The sequence below is a fragment of the Pigmentiphaga sp. NML080357 genome, from assembly GCF_002188465.1.
Lineage (GTDB): Bacteria > Pseudomonadota > Gammaproteobacteria > Burkholderiales > Burkholderiaceae_B > Pigmentiphaga.
The window spans coordinates 14124-36321 of sequence record NZ_NINW01000015.1; the positions used below are offsets into that span (position 1 = coordinate 14124).

18 protein-coding genes are annotated in these 22198 nt (G+C 67.5%); all 18 read right to left on the bottom strand.

The window, feature by feature from the left end:
• Positions 1–127 precede the first annotated feature (127 nt).
• The 18 genes from CDO44_RS03700 to fabF all read right to left on the bottom strand — a co-directional run bounded on the left by CDO44_RS03700 (position 128) and on the right by fabF (position 22121).
• Positions 128–3838 (bottom strand): AAA family ATPase, encoded by a 3711-nt coding sequence (locus tag CDO44_RS03700; protein ID WP_158213198.1) that lies wholly within the window; start codon positions 3836–3838, stop codon positions 128–130.
• 385 nt (positions 3839–4223) lie between these two features.
• Positions 4224–5471, bottom strand: a complete 1248-nt coding sequence (locus tag CDO44_RS03705) for an MFS transporter (RefSeq protein WP_087779031.1) — start codon at positions 5469–5471, stop codon at positions 4224–4226.
• Between the two features lie 39 nt (positions 5472–5510).
• Positions 5511–6080, bottom strand: coding sequence for a CDP-diacylglycerol--glycerol-3-phosphate 3-phosphatidyltransferase (gene pgsA, locus CDO44_RS03710; protein WP_087779033.1), 570 nt, complete (start codon positions 6078–6080; stop codon positions 5511–5513).
• Positions 6081–6113: 33 nt separating this feature from the next.
• Positions 6114–8048, bottom strand: a complete 1935-nt coding sequence (gene uvrC / locus CDO44_RS03715; RefSeq protein ID WP_087779035.1) for an excinuclease ABC subunit UvrC — start codon at positions 8046–8048, stop codon at positions 6114–6116.
• A 14-nt stretch (positions 8049–8062) separates the two neighbouring features.
• Complete coding sequence (gene nagZ, locus CDO44_RS03720; protein WP_087779094.1) at positions 8063–9145, bottom strand: beta-N-acetylhexosaminidase; 1083 nt, start codon at positions 9143–9145, stop codon at positions 8063–8065.
• Positions 9146–9153: 8 nt separating this feature from the next.
• Positions 9154–9564, bottom strand: a complete 411-nt coding sequence (gene acpS / locus CDO44_RS03725; protein WP_087779096.1) for a holo-ACP synthase — start codon at positions 9562–9564, stop codon at positions 9154–9156.
• A 23-nt stretch (positions 9565–9587) separates the two neighbouring features.
• On the bottom strand, positions 9588–10346 hold the full coding sequence (pdxJ, locus tag CDO44_RS03730) for a pyridoxine 5'-phosphate synthase (protein WP_087779036.1): 759 nt from the start codon (positions 10344–10346) through the stop codon (positions 9588–9590).
• Positions 10347–10386: 40 nt separating this feature from the next.
• Positions 10387–11307, bottom strand: coding sequence for a DNA repair protein RecO (gene recO, locus CDO44_RS03735; RefSeq protein WP_087779038.1), 921 nt, complete (start codon positions 11305–11307; stop codon positions 10387–10389).
• Positions 11300–12205: a GTPase Era gene (gene era / locus CDO44_RS03740; protein ID WP_087779040.1), complete on the bottom strand. Its 906-nt coding sequence runs from the start codon at positions 12203–12205 to the stop codon at positions 11300–11302. The genes recO and era overlap by 8 nt, the downstream gene beginning before the upstream one ends.
• Complete coding sequence (gene rnc / locus CDO44_RS03745) at positions 12202–13188, bottom strand: ribonuclease III (protein ID WP_233146029.1); 987 nt, start codon at positions 13186–13188, stop codon at positions 12202–12204. Before rnc ends, era begins: the two co-directional genes overlap by 4 nt.
• Positions 13189–13416: 228 nt before the next feature.
• Positions 13417–14319, bottom strand: coding sequence for a signal peptidase I (gene lepB / locus CDO44_RS03750; protein ID WP_087779042.1), 903 nt, complete (start codon positions 14317–14319; stop codon positions 13417–13419).
• 37 nt (positions 14320–14356) lie between these two features.
• A complete protein-coding gene (gene lepA / locus CDO44_RS03755) occupies positions 14357–16150 on the bottom strand; it encodes a translation elongation factor 4 (protein WP_087779044.1) in 1794 nt (597 codons plus the stop codon).
• A gap of 262 nt (positions 16151–16412) precedes the next feature.
• Positions 16413–17894 (bottom strand): DegQ family serine endoprotease, encoded by a 1482-nt coding sequence (locus CDO44_RS03760; RefSeq protein ID WP_087779046.1) that lies wholly within the window; start codon positions 17892–17894, stop codon positions 16413–16415.
• An 81-nt stretch (positions 17895–17975) separates the two neighbouring features.
• A complete protein-coding gene (locus tag CDO44_RS03765) occupies positions 17976–18995 on the bottom strand; it encodes a MucB/RseB C-terminal domain-containing protein (protein WP_158213199.1) in 1020 nt (339 codons plus the stop codon).
• An 11-nt stretch (positions 18996–19006) separates the two neighbouring features.
• Entirely contained in the window at positions 19007–19603 is a 597-nt protein-coding gene (locus tag CDO44_RS03770) for a sigma-E factor negative regulatory protein (protein WP_369824506.1), read from the bottom strand.
• A gap of 142 nt (positions 19604–19745) precedes the next feature.
• Entirely contained in the window at positions 19746–20348 is a 603-nt protein-coding gene (gene rpoE, locus CDO44_RS03775) for an RNA polymerase sigma factor RpoE (RefSeq protein ID WP_087779050.1), read from the bottom strand.
• Entirely contained in the window at positions 20345–20890 is a 546-nt protein-coding gene (locus CDO44_RS03780; RefSeq protein WP_087779052.1) for a hypothetical protein, read from the bottom strand. The genes rpoE and CDO44_RS03780 overlap by 4 nt, the downstream gene beginning before the upstream one ends.
• 1 nt (position 20891) lies before the next feature.
• A complete protein-coding gene (gene fabF / locus CDO44_RS03785; RefSeq protein ID WP_087779054.1) occupies positions 20892–22121 on the bottom strand; it encodes a beta-ketoacyl-ACP synthase II in 1230 nt (409 codons plus the stop codon).
• Between the last annotated feature and the right edge of the window lie 77 nt (positions 22122–22198).

Consider the following 22198-nt stretch of genomic DNA (forward strand, 5'->3'; position numbering starts at 1 on the left):
TGAAACGCCGCGCACGCAGGCATCGGGCACCTTTGTGAGGCCGTTTCCCGGCCTCCGGCACCACCTTGGAGCACGCCGCGCCGTTCCGCCTTGGTGCACGGCGGCGCAGGACGAGGCAGGATCCGGATCAGCGCACCGACTGCACCGCGGCCACGCGGTGCCGGGCCAGCAGGTCGCGCGCGGCGCGGACTTCCCACATGCCGTCGCCGCCTTGCACCCGCGCCATCATGTCGGCCATGAGCTTGAGATGCGCGGCGCTGGGAGGATGGCTGGCATAGCGCACCACGTTCGTCAACGCGCGCAGCACCAGGGGCGGGGAATCCAGCGCGCATGCGCTGGCGAGCGCCCGTTCCAGCCAGGGCCGGAACACGCTGGCGGGCTGCCCCTGCCGGAAGAACAGTTTGCCCTTGATACGCTCGAACTCGGATTGCACGTACCGGGCCTGGGTCTGCGAGACTTCCTTGAGCCCGTGCGCCACCGCGTTCAGGCCGGCGCCGATGTCCTCCACCATGTCGCAGGCATCGGTCCAGCGTGCGATCAGGAAGGGCGCGATGCCTTTCATGATGCCCGGGATGCGCTGCACACAGGATGCCATCTCGGCCAGGGCGGCGGCATTGCCGCGCACCGCCTTGACCCACGCTTCGCTGGTTTCCGCGCACACCAGCCATAGCGGCGTGTCCATCTCCCGGGCCACCAGCAGCGCCTCGGCCGACAGGACGGCCACTTCGTCCACGTCGCGGCTCAGGCGGTGCAACTCGGTGGCCGACACCAGCGCATAGAGCAGCGAATAGCGGTGGCCCAGCCGCCGGGCATGCGACACCGACTCGCGCGACGCATGCAGCGCATCGTCGAATCGGCCGGCATGCCAGTACGCGATCGACAGCACCGCCAGGTTGGTCACCTTCGCGTCTTCTCCCAGTGTCAGGTTGGCATGCTGCGGCTGGTAGACCTGGGTCCCGCGTTCGAGGTCCGCCACGGCGTCGGCGAACCGCCCCAGGAAGAAATGGCTGTAGCCGCGCGCATAGTACGCGTGCGACAGCAGGTTGGCATCCTCGGAAGCCTCGGCCATGCGCAGCAAGGTCTCGGCCAGCGCATGGGTCATGGAAAAATTGGCCCATGAACTGGAACTGGTCCACAGCCCCCAGTAGATCGGGAACAGCCGCGGATCATCGCCCAGCGGCTGCGCCAGCGCGAGCGCCGCGCGGAAGGTCTCCACCGCCTGGTCGGAACCGAAGCCGTAGAGCGCGCAGAGCTGGATGCCGAATTCCATCCGTATGCGCAGTTCCTCCATGATGGCGTCGATGCCCTCGCCCTGCCGCTCGAACCATTCCAGCGCGCTGCGGTAGTAGCCCACGGCTTCGCGGTACGCGCACTGGGCCGCCGCCTTGCGGGCCGCTTCCAGGAGGTACTTGACCGCCGGAGCGCGGCTGCCCGCGCCGGAATAGTGCCAGGCCAGCACTTCCGGGCTGCCGTCGCCCAGACCGGATTCGAGCAGGCGCGCCAGCCGGGCATGGGCCTGCACGCGCGCCATCCTTGTCTGCGACTGATAGGCGGCTTCGCGCAGCAACGCATGCCGGAACGCGTAGGTCTTGTCGTCGTACCTCACGATGATGTTCTGCCGCAGCATGACCGCGAACGCCTCGGCCAGTTCGGCGCGCGATTCGCCCATCGCCTCGGCCAGCAGGTCGATGGTGAATTCGCCTCCCACCACGGAAGCGAATTGCGCCACGTGCCGCGCGCGGCCGACGCTGTCGATGCGGGCCATGAGCAGGTCGTGCAGGCTGCAGGGAAGAACGCGCGAGGCGCCCGACTCGCGCGGGCCGGCCAGCAGGTCCCGCGTCAGCTCCTCGGCGTAGAGCGGGATGCCCTCCGAGAGCTTGACGATGTCGCGCAGCAGTCCGGCATCGATGTCCTCCCCGCGCGCCACGGCATGAATCAAGTCGACGACGGCAAAGTCGTCCATGGGTTGCAATTCGAGGTCGTCGATGGATGCCGAGTGTTTCCAGGGCGGCACGAACTCGGGCCGCGCGGTGATGATCAGCATGCGGCCGGGCAAGGGACGCTCGACCAGCAGCGCCAGGACGTCCCGCGTGGATGGGTCGGCCCAATGGACGTCGTCGAAGCAGATGACGCCATCCGGGGGCACCAGCGCGTCCAGCAGATCGTAGAACAGCGGCCCCAGTTCGTCCTTCCCGCCGGGCTGTGCCAGGCTCCGGGCCGAGTCCGCGGCAGGCAGCATGCGCTGGCCGATCGCATCCAGTATGCGCTCCACGCCCTCGGACAGGCAGGCCTGGCGCTCGCCCCCGAACTTGTCGCGCAGGACCCGCATCCAGCGCACAAAAGGATGGAACGGCATCTGCCGCAACTCGGACGCGCATTGCAGCACGACGCGCTCGACCTGCAGGGTGGCGCAGTAGTGCTCCACGAGGAAAGACTTGCCCAGGCCCGCCTCTCCCCGCACGAGGCACGCATGGCGGCCGCCGCTGCGGCGGGCCTCGACCAGTTTGGCCATCTCGGCATCGCGGCCGCAGAACACGCGCCCCGCCGCGGGCTGGTCCTGCCCCCGCGCGCCGCTGATGAGAAAGGCCTGCACCTGCACGTCGCGCGAGCGGTCGATCAATTGTCCGACGGCATCGGCGGGAAATGCCTGCCCCAGCAGGCGCAGCGTTGTCTCGCTCACCACCACGCCCGCGGCGCCCGCCATGGCGCCCAGTTGCAGCGCCAGGCGCGAGACCGTGCCGCCGGCGTCGGGAATGCCGTCCTCGGCGGAGCTGATCACGATGCCGGTATGCACGCCCAGGCCGACCCGCACCGGCAGCCGCAGCGCGCCGTTCCCCCACGTCGGCCGAGCCCAGACGCTGTCGCGGCAGACCAAAGCCGTGGTGACGGCGCGGCGGGCGGCATCCTCTTGCGCGGTCGGATAGCCGAAATAGGCGATCAGGCCGCCTGGAGTACGCACCAGGTGGGCGCCGGCGGCACGCAGCACCGGTTCGCAGCACGCGATCAGTTCCTGCAGGACTTCGGCGATGTCTTCGGGCTCGCCGGTGACTTCGAACTCGCACGACAGCGCGGTCAGTTGCCGCCGCTCGCCCAGCGGCCCCGGGCCATGGCGCGGACCGGGAGCGACCCGGCCGGCCTTGGAGGCATCCAGCAGCGCCGCCACGGCGGCATCGGGCGCGGCGCCCAGCTCCATGTCGAGCACGTGGCGATAGCGCTGGAACTCCTGCCTGGCTCGTTCGAGCTGGCCGGCCTTGACCAGGATGCGCAGCAACTGGTGCCAGGCGGCATCGTCCAGCGGCGCCACCGACGTCCATTGCTGGGCGCGCTCGATGGCCGCATGCAGGTCCCCTTCCCGCTCGTGCCCCTCGACCAGCATGCCCAGGGCCTGGAGATAGCGCTGGTGGTACTGCTCGCGCCGCATCTGCACCCAATTGCAGAAATCGGGCGCATCGTCGAGCTCCAGGCCTTGCAGGAACTCCCCGCGGTACAGCGCCACCGCATGGGAGATGCGCTCGGAATCGATGGAGGCGCCGATGGCGAGGGAGCGCTGCTCGGCATCCAGGATGCCGGTGAACGTGCCCACGTCGGTCCACAGCCCCGCCTCGGCGCGCAGGCGCAACACCTCGCGGTTGCTTTCTATCGCGTCGGGGCTGAGCGCGTCCTTCAGCAGGAACAGCATGCGCCGCAGGTTCTCCCGGCCCCCCTGCGCGCTGGCGTCGGGCCACAGCAGGAAGGCCAGCGCCTCGCGCGTGTGGAAGCCGCTTTCCATCGCCAGGTAGGCCAGCAACGCGCGCGCCTTGTTATAGCGTATGGAAAGCGGCCCGTCGGCGCTTTCCATGGCCAGGGGCCCCAACAGGTACAAAGACAGCGAAGATCGCATAGCTTCCGGGGTATCGCGCAGTGAAGATCAGGATGGCCTGAGAAGACCGGTCTGCGCCGGCTTTCCAACGCGTCTGGCCCTGACGCGGGTGGCGCCCCAGACGAGCATGCCTGGGCTTTCTGCCACCATCGTTACATCGAATTACAGTGATCTAAATACATCATTTATCGATTCGTCGCCAGGCTGAACTCGTTGCAAAAGTTTTCCAATCGGAAAGAATGTCACAAACATGCGAATTTGGCATGCGCAACATGTTTCAGCGACGCTTACATTGCGGAAGCGCCCGCCGGGCGCACGAAGGGGGACAGGAAGTTTCCGGAGGACTCTCCGGAAACGGGCGGGGTCAGTGCACGCGGCGCGCCCTGGCCGCGATCAGCGCGGCGAAGAACGCCGCCAGCAGGAAGGCCAGGAAGGCGCCCAGGTAGGGGCCCTGCCTCAGGCCGGCGTCGAGCATGACGCCGAAAGCCAACGGGGCCACCGCGGAGCCGGTGTCCATGCCCGAATACACCAGGCCGTAGACCGACCCGGTGGCGCCTCGCGGCGTGACGCGGCGCACTAGCATGTCGCGCGAAGGCCCGGCCACTCCGGCGCACAGGCCGGCCAACGCAACGCAGGGCACGGCCGCGATGGCGGGAAGCCACCCCATGGCGAGCAGCGCCAGCAACATGCCGGCGGCCACGAAGGACATGCCGACGATGCGTTCGCTGTGCGGTCCGCTCGACACCAGGAAACCGCCCAGCACCATGCCCGCCGCGCCGGCCACCATGTAGCCGGACAAGGCGGTACTGGCGGCCACGCTGGAGATGCCGTAGGTCGCCGTCAGGATGGGCAAGGTGTAGTTCTGGACAGCCGAGATCGCGATCGACGAGAACATGAAGAACAGGAAGGCTCCCCATACCACGGGGTTGACCAGCAGCGCGCCCAGCGACGTGCCGCTGGCCGCCGGCGAAGCCGTGGTGCGCCGCGAGCGACCGGGAGTGCGTACCAGGTCCACCGCCAGCAGGCGCCGCCCGGCAATGGTCAATGCCAGGATGATCGCCACCAGCAAGCCGGCACCGAAGGCCGCCACCCGCCAGTTGAATAAATGGGTGAGCGTGGTGATGAACACCGGCGTGGTGGCCCAGCCCAGGTTGCCGGTAATGCCGTGGGCGCTGAAGGCGTGGCCGAGCCGCGGCGTGCTGACGCGCCGATTCAGGATGGAGAAGTCGACGGGATGGAAGACGGAATTGCCCACGCCGGCCACGACGGCGGCCGCCAGCAGCCATCCGTAGCTGGGCGCAGCGCCCAGCAGTGCGCCGGCGACGACGAAGCACGACAGCCCGAACCACAGCACCGGCCGCGCGCCTGCGCGATCCACCACGAAGCCTGAACTGGCCTGGCCGATTCCCGAGATGGCGTAGAAGACCGCCACCAGCACGCCCAGCTCGGCAAAACCCAGGCCGAACTCCGCCGCCAGCGGCGCGAACAGGGAAGGAATCACCAACTGGAAGAAATGGGAACTCGCATGGGCCACGCCAACCAGCCCGATGACCTTCCAGTCAAGCCTTCGCCGGGCAAACTTCAGCCCGGGGGCGACCAATACTTGTTGCACGTCGTCTCCTACCTTCCGCCACGCCCGCCAACGGCCCGCCTATGACGACTTTCTGATGACCGGCCAGGCACGCTGCAGGTAATACATCATCGACCACACGGTGAGCACGGCGGCGATCTCGATCAGGCGCGATCCCCACCACAGCGTGTCGATACCGAATACGCGGCCGCCGTACAACAGGCACGGGATGGCCGTCATTTGCGCCGCCGTCTTGAACTTGCCGAGCCAGTGCACGGCCACGCTGGTGCTGGCGCCGAGCTTGGCCATCCATTCCCGCAGGGCCGATATGGTGATCTCGCGGCCGATGATGACCAAGGCGATCATGGCGTCGACCCGTCCCAGGTTCAGCAGCACGAGCAGCGCGGCGCTCACCATGAGCTTGTCGGCCACCGGATCGAGGAAGGCGCCGAACGAGGAAGTCTGGTTCAGACGACGCGCCAGCCAGCCGTCCAGCCAGTCGGTGAGCGCGGCGAAGATGAACATGCCCGTCGCCAACGCATCCCGCACGACCAGGGGCATCATTTGCTCCGGCACGTAATACACGCTGACGACCAGCGGGATCATCGCGATCCGCACCCAGGTCAGGATTATCGGCAAGTTCAGAGGCATGGTCGAATGCTAACAGGCTACGGGGAAAAGTTCTCAGTGCAGTTGCCGGTAGATGCGCTCGGCCAGCTCCAGGGAAATGCCGTCGACGGAGGCGAGGTCTTCGACGCTGGCCGCAACGACCCCGCGCAGCCCGCCGAAGCGCGCCAGCAGCCGTTGCCGCCTTTTGGCGCCGACGCCTTCGATTTCCTCCAGCCGGGATACGTTGCGCGCCTTGGCGCGCCGCGCCCGCATGCCGGTGATGGCGAACCGGTGGGCTTCGTCGCGGATCTGCGCGACCAGCATCAGCGCCGCCGACTCGCCCCCCAGGACCAGCGGCCCCCGGCCATCGGCAAATACCAGCGTTTCCAGCCCCACCTTGCGCCCTTCCCCCTTGGCGACCCCGACCAGCAGGCCGATGTCCAGGCCGAGCTCGGCGAACACCTGGCGCGCGACCTCGACCTGTCCCTTGCCGCCGTCGATCAGCACGACGTCGGGCATGATGCCGTCCCCGTCGGCGATTTTCTCGTAGCGGCGCGTCAGGACCTGGCGCATGGCCGCATAGTCGTCGCCGCCGGTAATGTCGTCGATATTGTAGCGACGATACTCCTTGGGCTGCATCGCATGATGGTGGTAGACCACGCACGAGGCCTGCGTGGCCTCCCCGGCGGTATGGCTGATGTCGAAGCATTCCACACGGAGCGTCTCGAGCGCGGCCTCGTCGGCCGCGATGCCCAGGACCTGGGCCAGCGCCTCGGTGCGGGCCTGCTGCGAACCGGCCTCGGCCAGCACGCGGGCCAGCGCCAACTCCGCGTTCTTCCTGGCCTGTTCCAGCCAGCTCTTGCGCACGCCCTGAGGCTGCCTGATCACATTCACCTTGGACCCCGCCTGTTCGGCCAGCATGTCGACCAGGTCGGGATCGGGCAACGCGTGCGAGACCACGACGGTGCCGGGCAAGGCACGCTCGATGTAGTGCTGCGACATAAAGGCCTCCAGCACGTCGGCCGGCGAATCGCCGTCGGTATGCGCCGGGAAGAAGGCCTTGTCCCCCAGGTGCCGGCCGCCCCGTATCATCGCCAGGTTCACGCATGCCTTGCCGCCTTGCATGGCGATCGCGATCACGTCGGTGTCGCCGCTGCCGCCTTCCATGGTCTGCTGGTGCAGCACGCGCGAGAGCGCCGACAACTGATCGCGCAGCACGGCTGCTTCCTCGAAGCGCATGTCCTGCGAAGCGGCAAACATGCGCGTCTCGATGTCCTTCAGCACCGCCTGGGTCTGGCCGCGCAGGAACTGGGTGGCCCGTTCCACGTCGCGGTCATAGTCCTCCTGCGAGACCAGGCCCACGCACGGGCCGGAACAGCGATGGATCTGGTACAGCAGGCAGGGCCGCGAGCGGTTGGCGAAGACGGTGTCCTCGCAAGTGCGCAGGCGAAACACCTTCTGCAGGATCTGTATGCTCTCGCGCACCGCCCAGACGTTGGGAAACGGGCCGAAATACTGGTTGGCACGGTCGGTCGCGCCGCGGTAGTACGAGATGCGCGGGAACGCGTGGCCGCTGACCTTCAGGTACGGATAGGACTTGTCGTCGCGGAACAGGATGTTGTAGCGCGGCGCCAGCGACTTGATCAGATTGTTCTCGAGCAGCAGGGCCTCGGCTTCCGAACGGGTTACCGTGACCTCCAGGCGCGCCACGCGCGCCAGCATGTGCGCGATGCGGGGGCTGCCCACCTGCTTCTGGAAATACGAGGAGACACGCTTCTTCAGGTCGCGCGCCTTGCCGACGTACATCACCTCGCCTTCGGCATTGATGTGGCGATAGACGCCGGGCAAGTGCGGCAGTTGCGCCAGGAACGCCTTGATGTCGAAATCGGCCGCCCCGGTTCGTTCCTCCTGCGGCCGAACCGGGTCCTCCGTCCGCGCCGCCGGCTCCTGTTCCTGCGCCGCCTGGCTATCCGGCTCCCGGGCGGCTGGATCTTTCTTGCTCCTGGCCATGCCTGCCCTTTCCTTCAGCTCCCCGACGCGGCCCGCGCCAGCGCCCGGACGGCCTTGCGCGACTTCTCGTAGCCGGGATCCGCCTGCAGCGCCGCCCAACCGGGCGCGGCGAACTTCGGCTTGAGCGCGCGGATGCGATCCACCGACGCGCCATCGGACGTCCACGCAAGGCGCGCGAGCAGGTCATCCGCCAGGTCGGGCCGGTTGCATACCAGCACCATGTCGCAACCGGCGCGCAGCGCGGCCAGCGCACGTCCGTGGATGTCGCCCGCCACCGCGGCGCCCTCCATGGTCAGGTCATCGGAAAACACGGCGCCTCCATAGCCCAGGCGCTTGCGCAGCACGGAAGTCACCCATTTGCGGGAGAAACCGGCCGGCGCCTTGTCCACCTTGGGATAAATGACGTGGGCCGGCATGACCGCGCCCAGGATCGCGTCGCCGAGCCAGCGGTAGGGCATCGCGTCCTCGTTCAGCACCTCGTCCAGCGTACGCTCGTCGACCGGAATTTCGTAGTGGGAATCGGCGGCGGCATAGCCATGGCCGGGAAAGTGCTTGCCGCAGGCCGACATGCCCGCCAGCGCCAGGCCCTGGATCAATGCGCGCGCCAGCATCGCCACCACGCGCGGATCGCGATGAAAGGCGCGGTCGCGGATGACGCGGCTCTCGCCGAAGTCCAGGTCCAGCACAGGCGTGAAGCTCAGATCCACGCCGCAGGCACGCAGCTCCGCGGCCAGCACCCTGCCGGTATCCGTGGCGGCCTGCATCGCGGCCAGCGGATCTCGTTCCCAGAGACTGCCCAGCGCCCGCATCGCGGGCAGCACGGTGAAGCCGTCGCTGCGAAAGCGCTGCACCCGTCCGCCCTCGTGGTCGACGGCGATGAGCAAGGCCTCTCCTCGCGCGGCATGGATGTCGGCCGTGAGCGCGCTCAACTGCTCGCGGTTGCGGAAATTGCGGGCGAACAGGATGACCCCGCCCACCAGAGGATGGCGCAGGCGTTGGACCTCGGCGGCGGTCAGCTCGGTGCCGGCCACGTCGACCATCACCGGACCGGGCGCGGCCGGGGCGGGAACATCGTAAGTCTTCGATTCAATCGTCATGGACAGATTCATGGCGTGCGACGGGTTTCGACGACGACATAGGCTGCGACCATGTCATGCTCATCCGTCAATGAAACGTGGGCGGCGCCGAAACGCGCCTCGTACCAGGTCTTGAGCGGCTCGGCCAGCACCACGACCGGACGCCCGCCTGGCGCGTTCAGCGCCTGCATGCGGCGCCAGCTCATGGGCATGCGCATGCCGAGCCCGACGGCCTTGGAAAAGGCTTCCTTGGCGGCAAAGCGCGTGGCGAGAAAACGCACGCCGCGACGCGGGTCGCGGGTCCTGCGGGCGACGAACTTGGCGAACTCCTCGGGCCCCAGGACCTTCTGCGCGAAGCGGTCGCCGTGTCGGGCCAGCGCCTGTTCGATCCGCTCGACCCGCAACAGGTCGATGCCGACGCCTGCGATGGCGGCCGGCATGCCGGCGGGCGAGGCATCCGGCGTCAATGCGCCGGCCTCAGCAGCACGCCGCGCTGCGCCTGGGTGCGGGCGGTCACCATCAAGGCCTTCATGTCGCGCACGGCGGCCTCCAGCCCGCAGAATACGGACTGCGCGATGATGGCATGGCCGATGTTGAGCTCGGCGATGCCATCCAGCGCCGCGACCGGCTGCACGTTTTCGTAATGCAAACCGTGCCCGGCGTTGACGCGCAACCCTTGCCGCAGGCCTTCGGCCACCGCCTCGCGTATGCGCGCCAGCTCGGCCTCGGCCGCGGCGGCCTCCGCTTCCGCGTAGGCGCCGGTGTGCAGCTCGATCACCGTCGCGCCGGTCCGGGCGGCCGCCTCGATCTGCTCGGCCTGCGGGTCGATGAACAACGATACCCGCACCCCCGCGTCGTGCAGCCGGGCAACGGCGGCGCGCACGTCATCGAAGTGGCCCAGCACGTCCAGCCCCCCCTCGGTGGTTAGCTCCTGGCGCTTCTCCGGCACCAGGCAGACATCATGCGGGCGGATGCGGCACGCGATCTCCAGCATCTCGGGCGTGATCGCGCACTCGAGATTCATGCGCGTACGCAGCTTGCCGCGCAGGGTCTCGACGTCGGCATCCTGGATATGCCGCCGGTCCTCGCGCAAGTGCAAGGTAATCAGATCGGCCCCCGCCTCCTCCGCCACCAGCGCCGCCCGGACCGGGTCCGGATAGGCAACGTGGCGCTGCTGGCGCAGCGTGGCAACGTGGTCGATATTGACGCCCAGATCAATCATAGTGAAGCAGCTCAATTTCCATGTTTCATCACCCCTCCCCCTATTCACCTCCAGGATGCGGCGGATCTGGCTCCGCCAGTCCGCTCGCATCGCCGCCCGGGGGGCGCGCGTAAGCGCGTAGGGGGGGGACAAAAACCTGTAGGTCACGCAACACCTGCCGCGTCGCCATAGGCCGGCCGCTCATATGATAGTCCAGCCGTTCGCGCAGCAGCCGGCGCAGCTCCGGCTCCGCCGCGGCGTCATCGAAGCGGCCTTCGGCGAGGGCCAGCAGGGCCGTGCCGGAGATGGGCGTGCCCTGCGGCGGCGGATCGCCCTCTTCCGGTTCCGGCCCCGCCTCCAGCGCCACGCGGTAGCGCGCGCCGGCCCGCACGGGACTCCCTTCGCCGGTGGCGGCCGGATCGAAGCCATAGCCGATCTCGCACAGCAGCCGCCACTCGAACTCGCGCAAGGCGGCCGATAGCCGCGGATGCAGGGCCAGGCGCGACAAGGCGTCGGCGTAGGCGTCGTACAGGGACTCGTGGGGATCGTCGCGGCCCAGCAGGCGCAGCAGCAACTCGTTCAGGTACCAGCCCGACATCGCCGCCGCACCCTCCAGGCGCTGGGGCGGCCCCGACCACTCGGCCCGCGTCAGGGTCTTGATCTCGCCCGCTCCGGTCCAGGACAGGCTGAGCCGCTGGAAGGCGATGAGCACCGGCCGCAGCGCCGAATGGGGCCGCTTGGCGCCTTTGGCCACCAGCGCCAGCCTGCCGTGCGACCGGGTAAACACGTCGAGGATCAGCGAGGTCTCGCGATAGGGATAGCTGTGGAGCAGGAAAGCCGGCGCCTCGTCCACGCGATGGCCGCGGCTGCGCCGCGCCGGCTTGGGAGCGGGCGCATCGGGTAGCGGCGTCCTGCGGAACAGCGATCCCGGGGCGCCGGCAAGGGTCTCGTCCGGCGCCGCGGGCTCCCGCGATTTACTCATAGCCCAGGTCGCGCAGCGCGCTCTCGCGCTCGGCCCAGCCCTTGCGCACCTTCACGTAGATTTCCAGGTGCACGGGCTGGTCGAGCAGCTTGGCAATGTCCTGGCGGGCCTCGGTGGCGATGCGCTTCATGCGCTCGCCGCCAGCCCCCAGCAGGATGGGCCGGTGGCTGTCGCGGTCGACGATGACACAGGCCGCGATGCGGGTCAGCCGCGGTTTTTCTTCCCATTGCTCGATAACCACGGTCGAGCCATATGGCAACTCGTCGCCCACCAGGCGGAAGATCTTCTCGCGGATCAGCTCGCTGGCGATAAAGCGCACCGGCCGGTCGGTCAGCGTGTCTTCCTCGAACATCGGCTCGCCTTCGGGCAGACCCTTGGCGATCTCGTCCAGCAAATGGTCGAGCTGGCGGGACTTGGCTGCGCTGACCGGCACCACCGCATCATAGGGATGCTGCTGCGTGATGCGCGCCACGAAAGGAAACAGCGCATCGCGGTCCTTGAGCAGGTCGGTCTTGTTCACCGCCAGCACGCGGCGCGCCCGCGCCGGCAGGAGCGGCAGCAGGTTGGCGTCGCCTTCGGACCACTTGCCCGCCTCCACCACGTGCACGACCACGTCCACGTCGGCCAGGGCTTGCGTGACGACGCGGTTCATCATGCGGTTCATCGCGCCCCCGTGGCGGGTCTGGAAACCGGGGGTATCGACGAACACGAACTGTTCGTGCCCGCGGGTATAGACGCCATGGATGCGATGACGGGTGGTCTGGGCCTTGCGCGAAACGATGCTGACCTTGGCGCCGATGAGCGCGTTCAACAAGGTGGACTTGCCGACGTTGGGCCGGCCGACGATGGCGACGAAGCCGCAACGGCTTGCGGCGGAAGATGCGGACGATGTGTTCATTTCTTGGGCGCGGACGCCGAGAGTGCGACCTTGGCCTCGGCGGCCGCCGAAGGCGGGGCCTTGGCGGCGCCGGCGCCATCGGAAGAGGCGGCCTTGGTGCCACCGCTCTCCGCGGCGGCAGGCTTGGCGGGAGCGGGTTCAGGGGCGGCCTTGGCGGAGGCCGTTTCGGCCGCAGGCGCCCGGGAGGTGGCCGTGGCAGCCTTGCCGGCCGCCACGGGGGCGGCGGCGGGCTCCTCGGCCACTTCCTGGGCTACCGCGACCGGCAGGGACAACTGCGCCGTCTTGCGGGCTCGGGGGGCACGCTTGGCGGGCGTGGGATTGGCCGCCAGCGCGGCCTCGAGCGCCTGCTTGGCGGCCGCCTGCTCGGCGGCGCGGCGGCTGCCGCCGATACCGACCACCTGGACCTCCAGCTTCGGAATGGCGCACTCCACCTCGAACTCCTGGCTGTGCGCCGCGCCGTGGGTCGCCACCACCGTGTAGACGGGCAGCGCGATCTTGCGGCCCTGCAGGTACTCCTGCAGCAGCGTCTTGGCATCCTTGCCCAGCGTCTTGGGATCCACGGTTTCGAGCACCGGCTTGTAGAGCCGCGCGATCACCTTGCTGGCGGCATCGAAGCCGCCATCCATGAAAATGGCGCCGAATATGGCTTCCAGCGTATCGGCCAGGATCGAGGGCCGGCGGAATCCGCCGCTTTTCAGCTCCCCTTCGCCCAACCGCAGGAAACGGGACAGTTCCACGCGCTGCGCGATCTCCGCAAGGGAGGCCTGCTTGACCAGGTTGGCGCGCAGGCGCGAGAGATCGCCCTCGTCGATGCGAGCGAAACGGTCGTAGAGCAAGGAAGCGATCGCGCAATTGAGCACGCTGTCGCCCAGGAATTCCAATCGTTCGTTGTGCTTGCTGCTATGACTGCGATGAGTCAGGGCCTGCTCCAGCAGGCTCTTGTTCCTGAAGCTGTAGTCCAGGCTGGTTTCCAGAGCGTTCAAGATCTCCCCCCCCTGCGCGCCGCGCGCGCCCCCCGGGGGGCGGCGCCGGCGGGCCGGCCAGGCCGGATCCGCTGCGCCCTGGGACAAGAGGCCCGCAAGGCGACCCGGCTGCCGGTACCCGCGCACGGGATTTCCGCGCGCGGCCGCCAGGCAGGCCAGGCCGCACTCGTCTCGGCGCCAAGGGAGATGGTTGTCTGTTTCATGCAGTGTGGCGCATGGCGAAAAATATCAATGGAAGCGGCCAATCCGTTTCAGGTCTCCGAAATTCATCCAGACGAAAAACGCCTTTCCTACGATATTCGAATCGGGCACAAACCCCCAATACCGGCTGTCCGCACTGTTGTCCCGATTATCGCCCATGACAAAATAATTGCCTGCGGGCACTTTGCAACGCACCCCTTCGCGGGAATACTGACACGCCTGTCGGTTCGGAAAGCTTCCGAACGGCTCGATTTCCGGCGATCTGCGCTCATCTATCAATATCTGGTGCTCTACGCCCTTGATGTTTTCCTCATACAGCGTGGCGTACGAGACCCGGTCGGGATCGAAATATTCCCCCTTCGACGTCGTGGGTATTTCCTGTCCATTGATGGTCAGCCGTTTGTTCAGATAGGCGACCTCGTCCCCCGGCACCCCGATCACGCGCTTGATGTAGTCGACCTGCGGATCGACCGGGTAGCGGAAGACAATGACGTCGCCGCGCTGGGGGTCGCCCAGGGGAACCACTTTCTTGTCGACGATGGGCAGGCGCAGCCCGTAAGAGAACTTGTTGACCAGGATGAGATCGCCGATCTGCAGCGTCGGCATCATGGATCCCGAGGGGATGCGGAAGGGCTCGACCACGAACGAACGCAGCACGAACACGAACAGGATGACCGGGAAAAAGCTGACCGAGTACTCCACCCACCACGGCATCTTGCCCGCGCGGTCGACGGCTTCCTGGCGCTGGCGCGCCGCTTCCGCGTCGCCGCTGGCGGCGCGCACCGATTGGGCACGGCCGGCATCGAAGTCGGCGGCGGCACGGGCCATGCGCTGGTTACGCTGCGGCCGCAGCGATACGCGATCGAACACCCAGACGATGCCCGTCACGATCAGCAGCACGAACAGAATCAGCGCGAAATTCAGGCTCATGTCGCCTTCTCCCCAATTTGGTTCAACACACCATTAATCATTTGTCCTCCACCTGCAGAATGGCCAGGAAAGCCTCTTGCGGAATCTCGACGCTGCCGACCTGCTTCATGCGCTTCTTGCCGGCCTTCTGCTTTTCCAGCAGCTTCTTCTTGCGGGTGATGTCGCCGCCGTAGCACTTGGCCAGCACGTTCTTGCGCAGAGCCTTGACGTTTTCGCGCGCGATCACCTCGGCGCCGATCGCCGCCTGGATCGCGACGTCGTACATCTGGCGTGGTATCAGCTCTCGCATCCGCGTAGTCACGTCGCGTCCCCGCGCCCGGGCATTGGCGCGGTGCACGATAAGCGAAAGGGCATCGACCTTGTCGCCGTTGATCAGCAGGTCCACGCGCACCACGTCGGCACTGCGGTATTCCTTGAACTCGTAGTCCATGGAGGCGTACCCGCGCGATACCGATTTCAGCTTGTCGAAGAAATCGAGGACGATCTCGGCCAGCGGGATCTCGTAGGTCAGATGCACCTGGCGGCCGTGGTAGGCCATGTTGACCTGGATGCCGCGCTTGGCCGTGCACAGCGTGATGACCGGTCCGACATACTCCTGCGGCATGAACAGCGTCACCGTGACGATGGGCTCGCGCACATCGGCGATGCGCCCGACCTCGGGCATCTTGGAGGGGCTGTCGACCATCACCACCGATCCGTCGCGCAGCTCGACCTCATAGACCACCGACGGCGCGGTGGTGATGAGGTCCATGTCGAACTCGCGCTCGAGCCGCTCCTGCACGATTTCCATGTGCAGCAGCCCCAGGAAGCCGCAGCGGAAGCCGAAGCCCAGCGCCTGCGACACCTCGGGGTCGTACATCAGCGCGGCATCGTTGAGCTTGAGCTTTTCCAGCGAGTCGCGCAGGGCGTCATATTCGCTGGACTCCACCGGATAGAGGCCCGCGAACACCTGCGGCTTGACTTCCTTGAAGCCGGGCAGCGGCGCCGCGGCGGACTTGCCGGCATGCGTGATGGTATCGCCCACCTTGGCGTGCTTGAGCTCCTTGATGCCGGCGATGACGAAGCCCACCTCCCCTGCCGACAACTGCGTGCGAGACTCGGACTTGGGCGTGAACACGCCGACCTGCTCGCACAGGTGCGAGGCCCCGGTGGCCATGAACAGCAGCTTTTCCTTGGGCTTGAGCACGCCGTTGACCACGCGCACCAGCATCACCACGCCGACGTAGTTGTCGAACCAGGAATCGATGATCAGCGCCTGCAGCGGCGCATCCGGATTGCCCTCGGGCGGCGGGATGCGGGCGATCACCGCTTCCAGGATGTCGTCTATCCCCATGCCGGTCTTGGCGCTGGCGGGAATGGCATCGTCCGCCGGGATTCCGATGACCTCCTCGATTTCCTGCTTGGCCCCTTCCGGGTCCGCCTGGGGCAGGTCCATCTTGTTCAGCACGGGCACCACCTCCACGCCGAGCTCGATCGCCGTGTAGCAATTCGCGACGGTCTGCGCCTCCACGCCTTGCGAGGCGTCGACCACCAGCAGGGCGCCCTCGCAGGCGGACAGCGACCGGCTTACCTCATAAGAGAAATCGACGTGCCCCGGGGTATCGATCAGGTTCAGGTTGTAGACCTTGCCGTCGCGCGCCTCGTAACGCAGCGCCGCCGTCTGGGCCTTGATCGTGATGCCGCGCTCGCGCTCGATATCCATCGAGTCGAGGACCTGGGCCTCCATCTCCCGATCGGACAAGCCTCCGCAGCGATGGATGATGCGGTCGGCAAGCGTCGATTTGCCGTGGTCGATGTGGGCAATGATGGAGAAATTGCGAATGTGCTGCATGCGATCCGAAGGTGTGAGCCCACCCCTGCGCGGCCTGCGGCCGCTCCCCCTCGAGGGGGCGGCACTGGCGGACCGGCAAAGCCGGATCCGCTGTGCCCTGGGGACAGCGTTGTACGAGCTTTTGTCGCGCGGGGCGAACCCCTTGCAAAAAAAGGGGGCGCAACGCGCCCCGCCTGTGCCCGGCCGCGGGGGGGGAACCCCCGCCGCCGGTGTGATTTGCCGCGACCCGGCATTTTACCGCCGAGCGCGGATGTCTGCCCGACTACCGTGCGGGCCGGATCGGCACCCACTGGGTGAGTTCGTCGCGCCTGACCAGCACGACATGACCCCGGCTGCGGTCCAGCTTGGCGACCAGGCCGTTGAACTGCGAGGCGCCGGTGATTTCGGTATTGTCGAGCGCCAGCAACACGTCGCCCTGGCGGATGCCCGCCCGGGCGGCCGGCCCGTCGGCGGCATCCACCTGCACCCCGCCACGGATCCGCAGCTCACGGCGGCGGGCGGCCGGCACGTCCGACACCACCAGGCCCAGCGCATTGGTCTTCTGGGCCTGGCTGCCACCTTCGTCGGGACGGGCCGCCGCGCTCTTTTCGGGCTCCAGCTCGCCCACCGTGATGGTCAGGTCGCGCGTACCACCGCGCCGCCAGACCTGGATGGTCGCCTTGGTGCCGGGCTTGGTCTCGCCCACCGTGCGCGGCAGGTCGGACGACCGTTCGATGGTCTTGCCGTTGAACTTCAGGATGACGTCGCCCGGCTCGATGCCAGCCTTCTCGGCCGGGCTGCCCGGCTCGACCATGCCTACCGAGGCGCCCGCGGTGCGGCCCAACCCGATGGCGTCGGCCACTTCCTTGCTGACTTCGCCGATCTGCACGCCGATGCGGCCGCGTATGACCCGGCCCGAAGCGCGCAGCTGGTCGGCCACGCGCATGGCCTCGTCGATCGGAATGGCCAGGGAAATACCCATGAAACCGCCGCTGCGGGAAATGATCTGGGAGTTGATCCCCACCACCTCGCCGCGCATGTTCAGGAGCGGACCGCCGGAGTTGCCGGGATTGACCGCCACGTCGGTCTGGATGAACGGCAGGTAGTCGCCGGTATCGCGGCCGGTGGCGCTGACGATGCCGGCGGTGACCGTGGAGTCGAGCCCGAACGGCGAGCCGATCGCCATGACCCACTCGCCCTTGCGCAGCTGGGTGGGATCACCCGCCTTCAGGGCGGTGGTGCCGGTGGCGTCGATCTTGATCAGCGCGACGTCGGTACGCTCGTCCGAACCGATGACCTTGGCCTTGAACTCCCGCCGGTCGGTCAAGGTGACGTAGATGTCATCGGCGCCGTTGACCACGTGATGGTTGGTCAGGATGTAGCCGTCGGAGGAGATGAAGAAACCCGAGCCCACGCCGCGCGGGACTTCCTGCCCCTCGTCGTTGGGCGGGGCCGGCGCGCGGGGATTGCGGCCCGGCGGAACGAAGTCGGGGCCGAAGAACCAGCGGAACAGCTCGTACGGATCCTGGCCCCCGCCGAACGGGCCGCCCCTCGCCACGGCTCGGGCCGTGGTGCGGATGTTGACCACGGCCGGGTCGGCCTTGGCCACCAGGTCGGTGAAGTCGGGCAAGGCGCGGGTCTGGGCCTGCGCCTCGACCTGCCCCGCCACCAGGAACAGCGCGGCGGCCAGCGCCAGGAAGGCCTTGCGGGCGACGCCGCGCCCCCGGGCGAGAACGCCGGAGGGTGAAGGGTGTCGAGGGTTCATGTCGTGCGGGTGGCGGGCAGCCGGGTGGAGAACTGCTGACATGTAAGCTCCGGGTAAAGAAAGACGAGAAGCCGGCCGCGATCAGGGCTTGCGCGCGGAAACCGGCGTGTAGCTTATCGAATCGGCGATTTGTTGAATGGTACCCAGCGGCGCCTCGCCAAGTACAGTGATCCAGTGGTCGCCCAGCCGGCGCCCGACCACGTGGATGGCGCCCCGCGAGCCCGGCCCGACCTGGCGCGGATGCGCCTCGCTATAGGGTTCGATGAAAACGGATATCGCCGCCAGGCCATCCGAGAGCATGACCTGCTTGACGTCGGGCTTGCCTCCCATCGAGCGCTGCACTTCCATCATCTTGTGGAAACCGGCGGGTTCCCCCACCTTCCAGCCCAGGTCGGCCAGCTTGACCGGATTCAAGTGGGTGCGCACCACGCGCCAGCCCTCGGTCTTCCAGCGCGGCTTGAGCTGCTTGCGGTCGACGTCGGCCCCCACCTGCAAGGCAATGAAGGCCACTTGCTCGACGACCTCGTCTTCGGGGGACAGCGTCTGCGCCCGCAGCAGCAGGCCCGAGCTGCTGTCCGCACAGAGACGGTAGCCGTAGCGGTCATTGTCCCGGGGACGCAGCGTGATGACCTGGCAGTCGCGGTCGGCCACCCGCTGGGGTTCGCGCTCGACGCTGACCTCGTAGTGTTCGACCAGTTGCTCGGCGTTGCCGATCATCAGGCCGGGAAAGCGGTCGCGCGCGGTACGGGTCTCGACCAGGACTGCGCGCTTTTCCGGCAACAGGCATTTGATCTCGTCGTCCTTGCGCAGGAATTCGAGCGGCTGGCCATCGAGCAGCTCCAGCCGCTCGCGCTCGCTCTTGCCGTCGAACACATGGGTGATGCGGGACGACTGCATGGACGCGCCCTGCTGGTAGGCAAAGACGCCGGAATAATCGAGTTCGCGCGCCGAAGCCTGGATGCGCTGCAGCAATTCGATATCGTTGGCCGGCGCCGCCGGGGTCGGGGTCTGCGCCTGGATGGCCACCGGCAGCAGGCAAAGTACGGCAAACGCCAGAAAACGGGTGGGCGACACCACGACCGAACGACTGACCTCCGACACGAGACCTTCCTTCAACGTTGTCCTGCGGGGGATTCGACAGAGGTGGCGGAAACCTGGCGAATGGCGCTGCGCCCGGCGATCTGCCTGTGCGCGTCGAGATACTCGCCCAGCGAAACGTCGACCTGCTGGTCGGCCCGGCGCGCACGCGCCGGCGCGGACACCGGGACGATGGCCGGCGCGGCGGCCGGTTGCGCGCTGGCGGAGAACTCGACCGGCACGCCCTGCCCTCCGAAATAAGGCTGGGCGATCCATGTGACCGACGCGACAGCCGCCGCCGCGGCCAGGCCGGGGAAACCGTAGCGTGTCATGAAGCGGCGGGAAGCTGGCCGCCGGGGGGCGGCGACGATGGAGGCCTCCTGTTCGAGCGCCTCCAGGAACCGCTGATGGAAACCGGCCGATACGGGCAGCGCCAGCTCGGGGGTCCGCACCACGTCGCCGATCAAATGATAGAGGTCCCAGTCGGCCTGGCCTTCGGCGCTCGCCAGGTGGGCGGACAACCGGGCGGAGCCGGCGGCCAACGCGCCGTCGGCGGCGTCGAGCTCGCCGTCCATGTAGGCCGACAGCCACTCCTCGACCTGGGCCTGCTGCAGTCCGTCCTGGACATCCAGAGCAGACGCGGCCGCCGCCTGGCCTGAACCGACGGACTCACTCCGATGCGATGTCACCTGCATTTCCATAACCTCCGGGGCTACCGATAGCCCGGTTACCTGCCATTTTGCCTAAACTTCATGCCAGCCCGCATCCCCTTGGCTACCACCGCTTGTCGTCCTGGGTACCCAACAGGGGCCTCAACCGGGCCGCTATCGCTTCGCGCGCCCGGAAAATTCGGGAGCGCACGGTGCCTATGGGACATCCCATCGACTGCGCGATGTCCTCATAGCTCATTCCTTCAATTTCACGCAACACGATAGCCGTTCGCAGCTCTTCGGGGAGAGCCTCGATCGCCAAATTGACCGTTTCGGCAATTTCGCGAGTCGCCATCATGGATTCTGGCGTGTTGATATCACTTAGGTTATCGGTTTCGTCGAAAGTTTCACCGTCTTCGTTCTCGTACTCGGACGGCGAGCTGGGCCGCCGGCCCGAGGCCACCAGATGGTTCTTGGCGGTATTGATGGCAATGCGGTAGAGCCAGGTGTAGAAGGCGCTCTCGCCGCGGAACTGCGGCAGCGCACGATAGGCCTTGATGAAGGCCTCCTGGGCGACGTCCTCGACTTCGCTGGGATCCCGGATGAAGCGCGACAGCAGGCGCAGGATCTTGCGCTGGTACTTCAGCATCAGGAGCTCGAAAGCCTTCTTGTCGCCCCGCTGCACGCGGGCGACCAGCTCGGCGTCGATGTCGCGCTCGCTCGTCATGCCGGGTTCCCCAGGCGCGGGTCGCGGGCCTGCGGGCTCACCAGCAGGCCTTCGCCGCGCTGCTCGGTCCAGGCGGCGGCGATGCGCAGCAGGCGCCAGTCGCGGGCGTCCAGGCTGTCGGACCAGACCGTGACGGTGGCACGGACAGGGCGATGGAGACGCCCCGGCGGCGGAGCGAGATCCCCTTGCAGCGTCAGCCAACCCAGCGGCGACCTCCAGATCCGCCGCGGCCGCAAGCGCCGCCAGCCGCTGTCGTCGGCCAGCATCCAGTTGCCGCCGGCGTCGACCGCGATCGCCCGGTACGCCGAGCCGCGGCGTTGCTGCACTGCGATAGCCCCCAGGGCGAGCGTCAGCCCCACGGCCGGCGCAGCGGCCCAGGCCAGCGGAGAGCCGGCCAGCGCGAAATAGGCGCCGGCCGTGGCCGCCCAGCCGGCGGCCACGGCCATGCCCCGTCCCAGCATGCCGGCGCGACGCGAACGCCGCAGGCGCGCCAGCATGGACAGGCTGGAAAATGGCGCCCCCGGCGCCTCGATGTCGCTCAAATCAGACCTTGCGTACGATCATGGTGCCGTTGGTACCGCCGAACCCGAAGGAATTCGACAGCGCGACATCGATCTTCATTGGCCGCGCCTGGTTGGCGCAGTAGTCGAGATCGCACTCGGGATCTTGATTGAAGATGTTGATCGTAGGCGGCGCGACCTGGTAATGGACGGCCAGGGTGGTAAACACGGCCTCGATGCCGCCCGCCGCGCCCAGCAAGTGCCCGGTCATGGACTTGGTCGAGCTCACCACGAGTTGCTTGGCGTGGTCGCCGAAGGCGAGCTTGAGGGCTTCGGTCTCGTTCTTGTCGCCCAGCGGCGTCGAGGTGCCATGGGCATTGACGTAGTGGACCTCGTCCTTGTTGATCCCGCCGTTGCGCAGCGCGTTGATCATGCCGCGGCACGGTCCCTCGCGATCGGGGGCCGTGATGTGGTGGGCGTCGGAACTCATGCCGTAGCCGGCGAATTCGCCGTAGATCCGCGCGCCGCGCTTCTTGGCATGTTCGTATTCCTCGAGCACCAGCACGCCGGCGCCCTCGCCCAGCACGAAGCCGTCGCGGTCGCGGTCCCAGGGACGGGAAGCGGTCTTGGGGTCGTCGTTGCGGGTGGAGAGCGCCCGCATGGCGGCAAAGCCGCCGATACCCAGCGGCGAAACCGTCGATTCCGCGCCACCGGCCAGCATGACGTCGGCGTCGCCGTACTCGATCAGGCGGGCCGCGTCGCCGATGCTGTGCAGGCCGGTCGTGCACGCCGACACCACGGCGTAGCTCGGGCCCTTCATGCCGAAGCGGATGGACAACTGGCCCGAGATCAGGTTGATCAGCGATGCGGGGACGAAATAAGGCGAGATGCGGCGCGCGCCGCGCTGCAGGTATTCGGCTTCGGTTTCCTCGATGCGGGGCAAGCCGCCGATGCCCGAGCCGACGATGACGCCGATGCGCTCGGCATTGGCATCGGTGATTTCCAGCCCGCTGTCCTGCAAGGCCTGCACGCCGGCCGCGATGCCGTAATGGATGAAGGTATCCATCTGGCGCACTTCCTTGGCGGGAATGAACTGGCTGGCATCGAATCCTTTGACTTCACCAGCGATGTGGCAGTTGAAATCGGTAGGGTCGAAGCGGGTGATGCGGTCTATGCCTGAACGGCCGTTGACGATGTTGTCCCATGCGGAGGCGATGTCATTGCCCACGGGGGAAACGATACCGAGACCGGTGATGACGACGCGTCGCTTCACTGACTACTCCTCAAGTGCGCGCAGAAAAAGCGAATCCGGCAGCTGCCCTCCCGCCGTGATCCCGGCAAGGTCGCGCA

Excerpts from the sequence above, each read along its gene's own strand:
- CDO44_RS03700 (WP_158213198.1), bottom strand. The coding sequence starts at position 3,838 with ATGGAAAGCGCCGACGGGCCGCTTTCCATACGCTATAACAAGGCGCGC.
- pgsA (WP_087779033.1), bottom strand. The coding sequence starts at position 6,080 with ATGCCTCTGAACTTGCCGATAATCCTGACCTGGGTGCGGATCGCGATG.
- uvrC (WP_087779035.1), bottom strand. The coding sequence starts at position 8,048 with ATGGCCAGGAGCAAGAAAGATCCAGCCGCCCGGGAGCCGGATAGCCAG.
- nagZ (WP_087779094.1), bottom strand. The coding sequence starts at position 9,145 with ATGACGATTGAATCGAAGACTTACGATGTTCCCGCCCCGGCCGCGCCC.
- acpS (WP_087779096.1), bottom strand. The coding sequence starts at position 9,564 with ATGCCGGCCGCCATCGCAGGCGTCGGCATCGACCTGTTGCGGGTCGAG.
- pdxJ (WP_087779036.1), bottom strand. The coding sequence starts at position 10,346 with ATGATTGATCTGGGCGTCAATATCGACCACGTTGCCACGCTGCGCCAG.
- recO (WP_087779038.1), bottom strand. The coding sequence starts at position 11,307 with ATGAGTAAATCGCGGGAGCCCGCGGCGCCGGACGAGACCCTTGCCGGC.
- era (WP_087779040.1), bottom strand. The coding sequence starts at position 12,205 with ATGAACACATCGTCCGCATCTTCCGCCGCAAGCCGTTGCGGCTTCGTC.
- lepB (WP_087779042.1), bottom strand. The coding sequence starts at position 14,319 with ATGAGCCTGAATTTCGCGCTGATTCTGTTCGTGCTGCTGATCGTGACG.
- lepA (WP_087779044.1), bottom strand. The coding sequence starts at position 16,150 with ATGCAGCACATTCGCAATTTCTCCATCATTGCCCACATCGACCACGGC.
- CDO44_RS03760 (WP_087779046.1), bottom strand. The coding sequence starts at position 17,894 with ATGAACCCTCGACACCCTTCACCCTCCGGCGTTCTCGCCCGGGGGCGC.
- rpoE (WP_087779050.1), bottom strand. The coding sequence starts at position 20,348 with ATGACGAGCGAGCGCGACATCGACGCCGAGCTGGTCGCCCGCGTGCAG.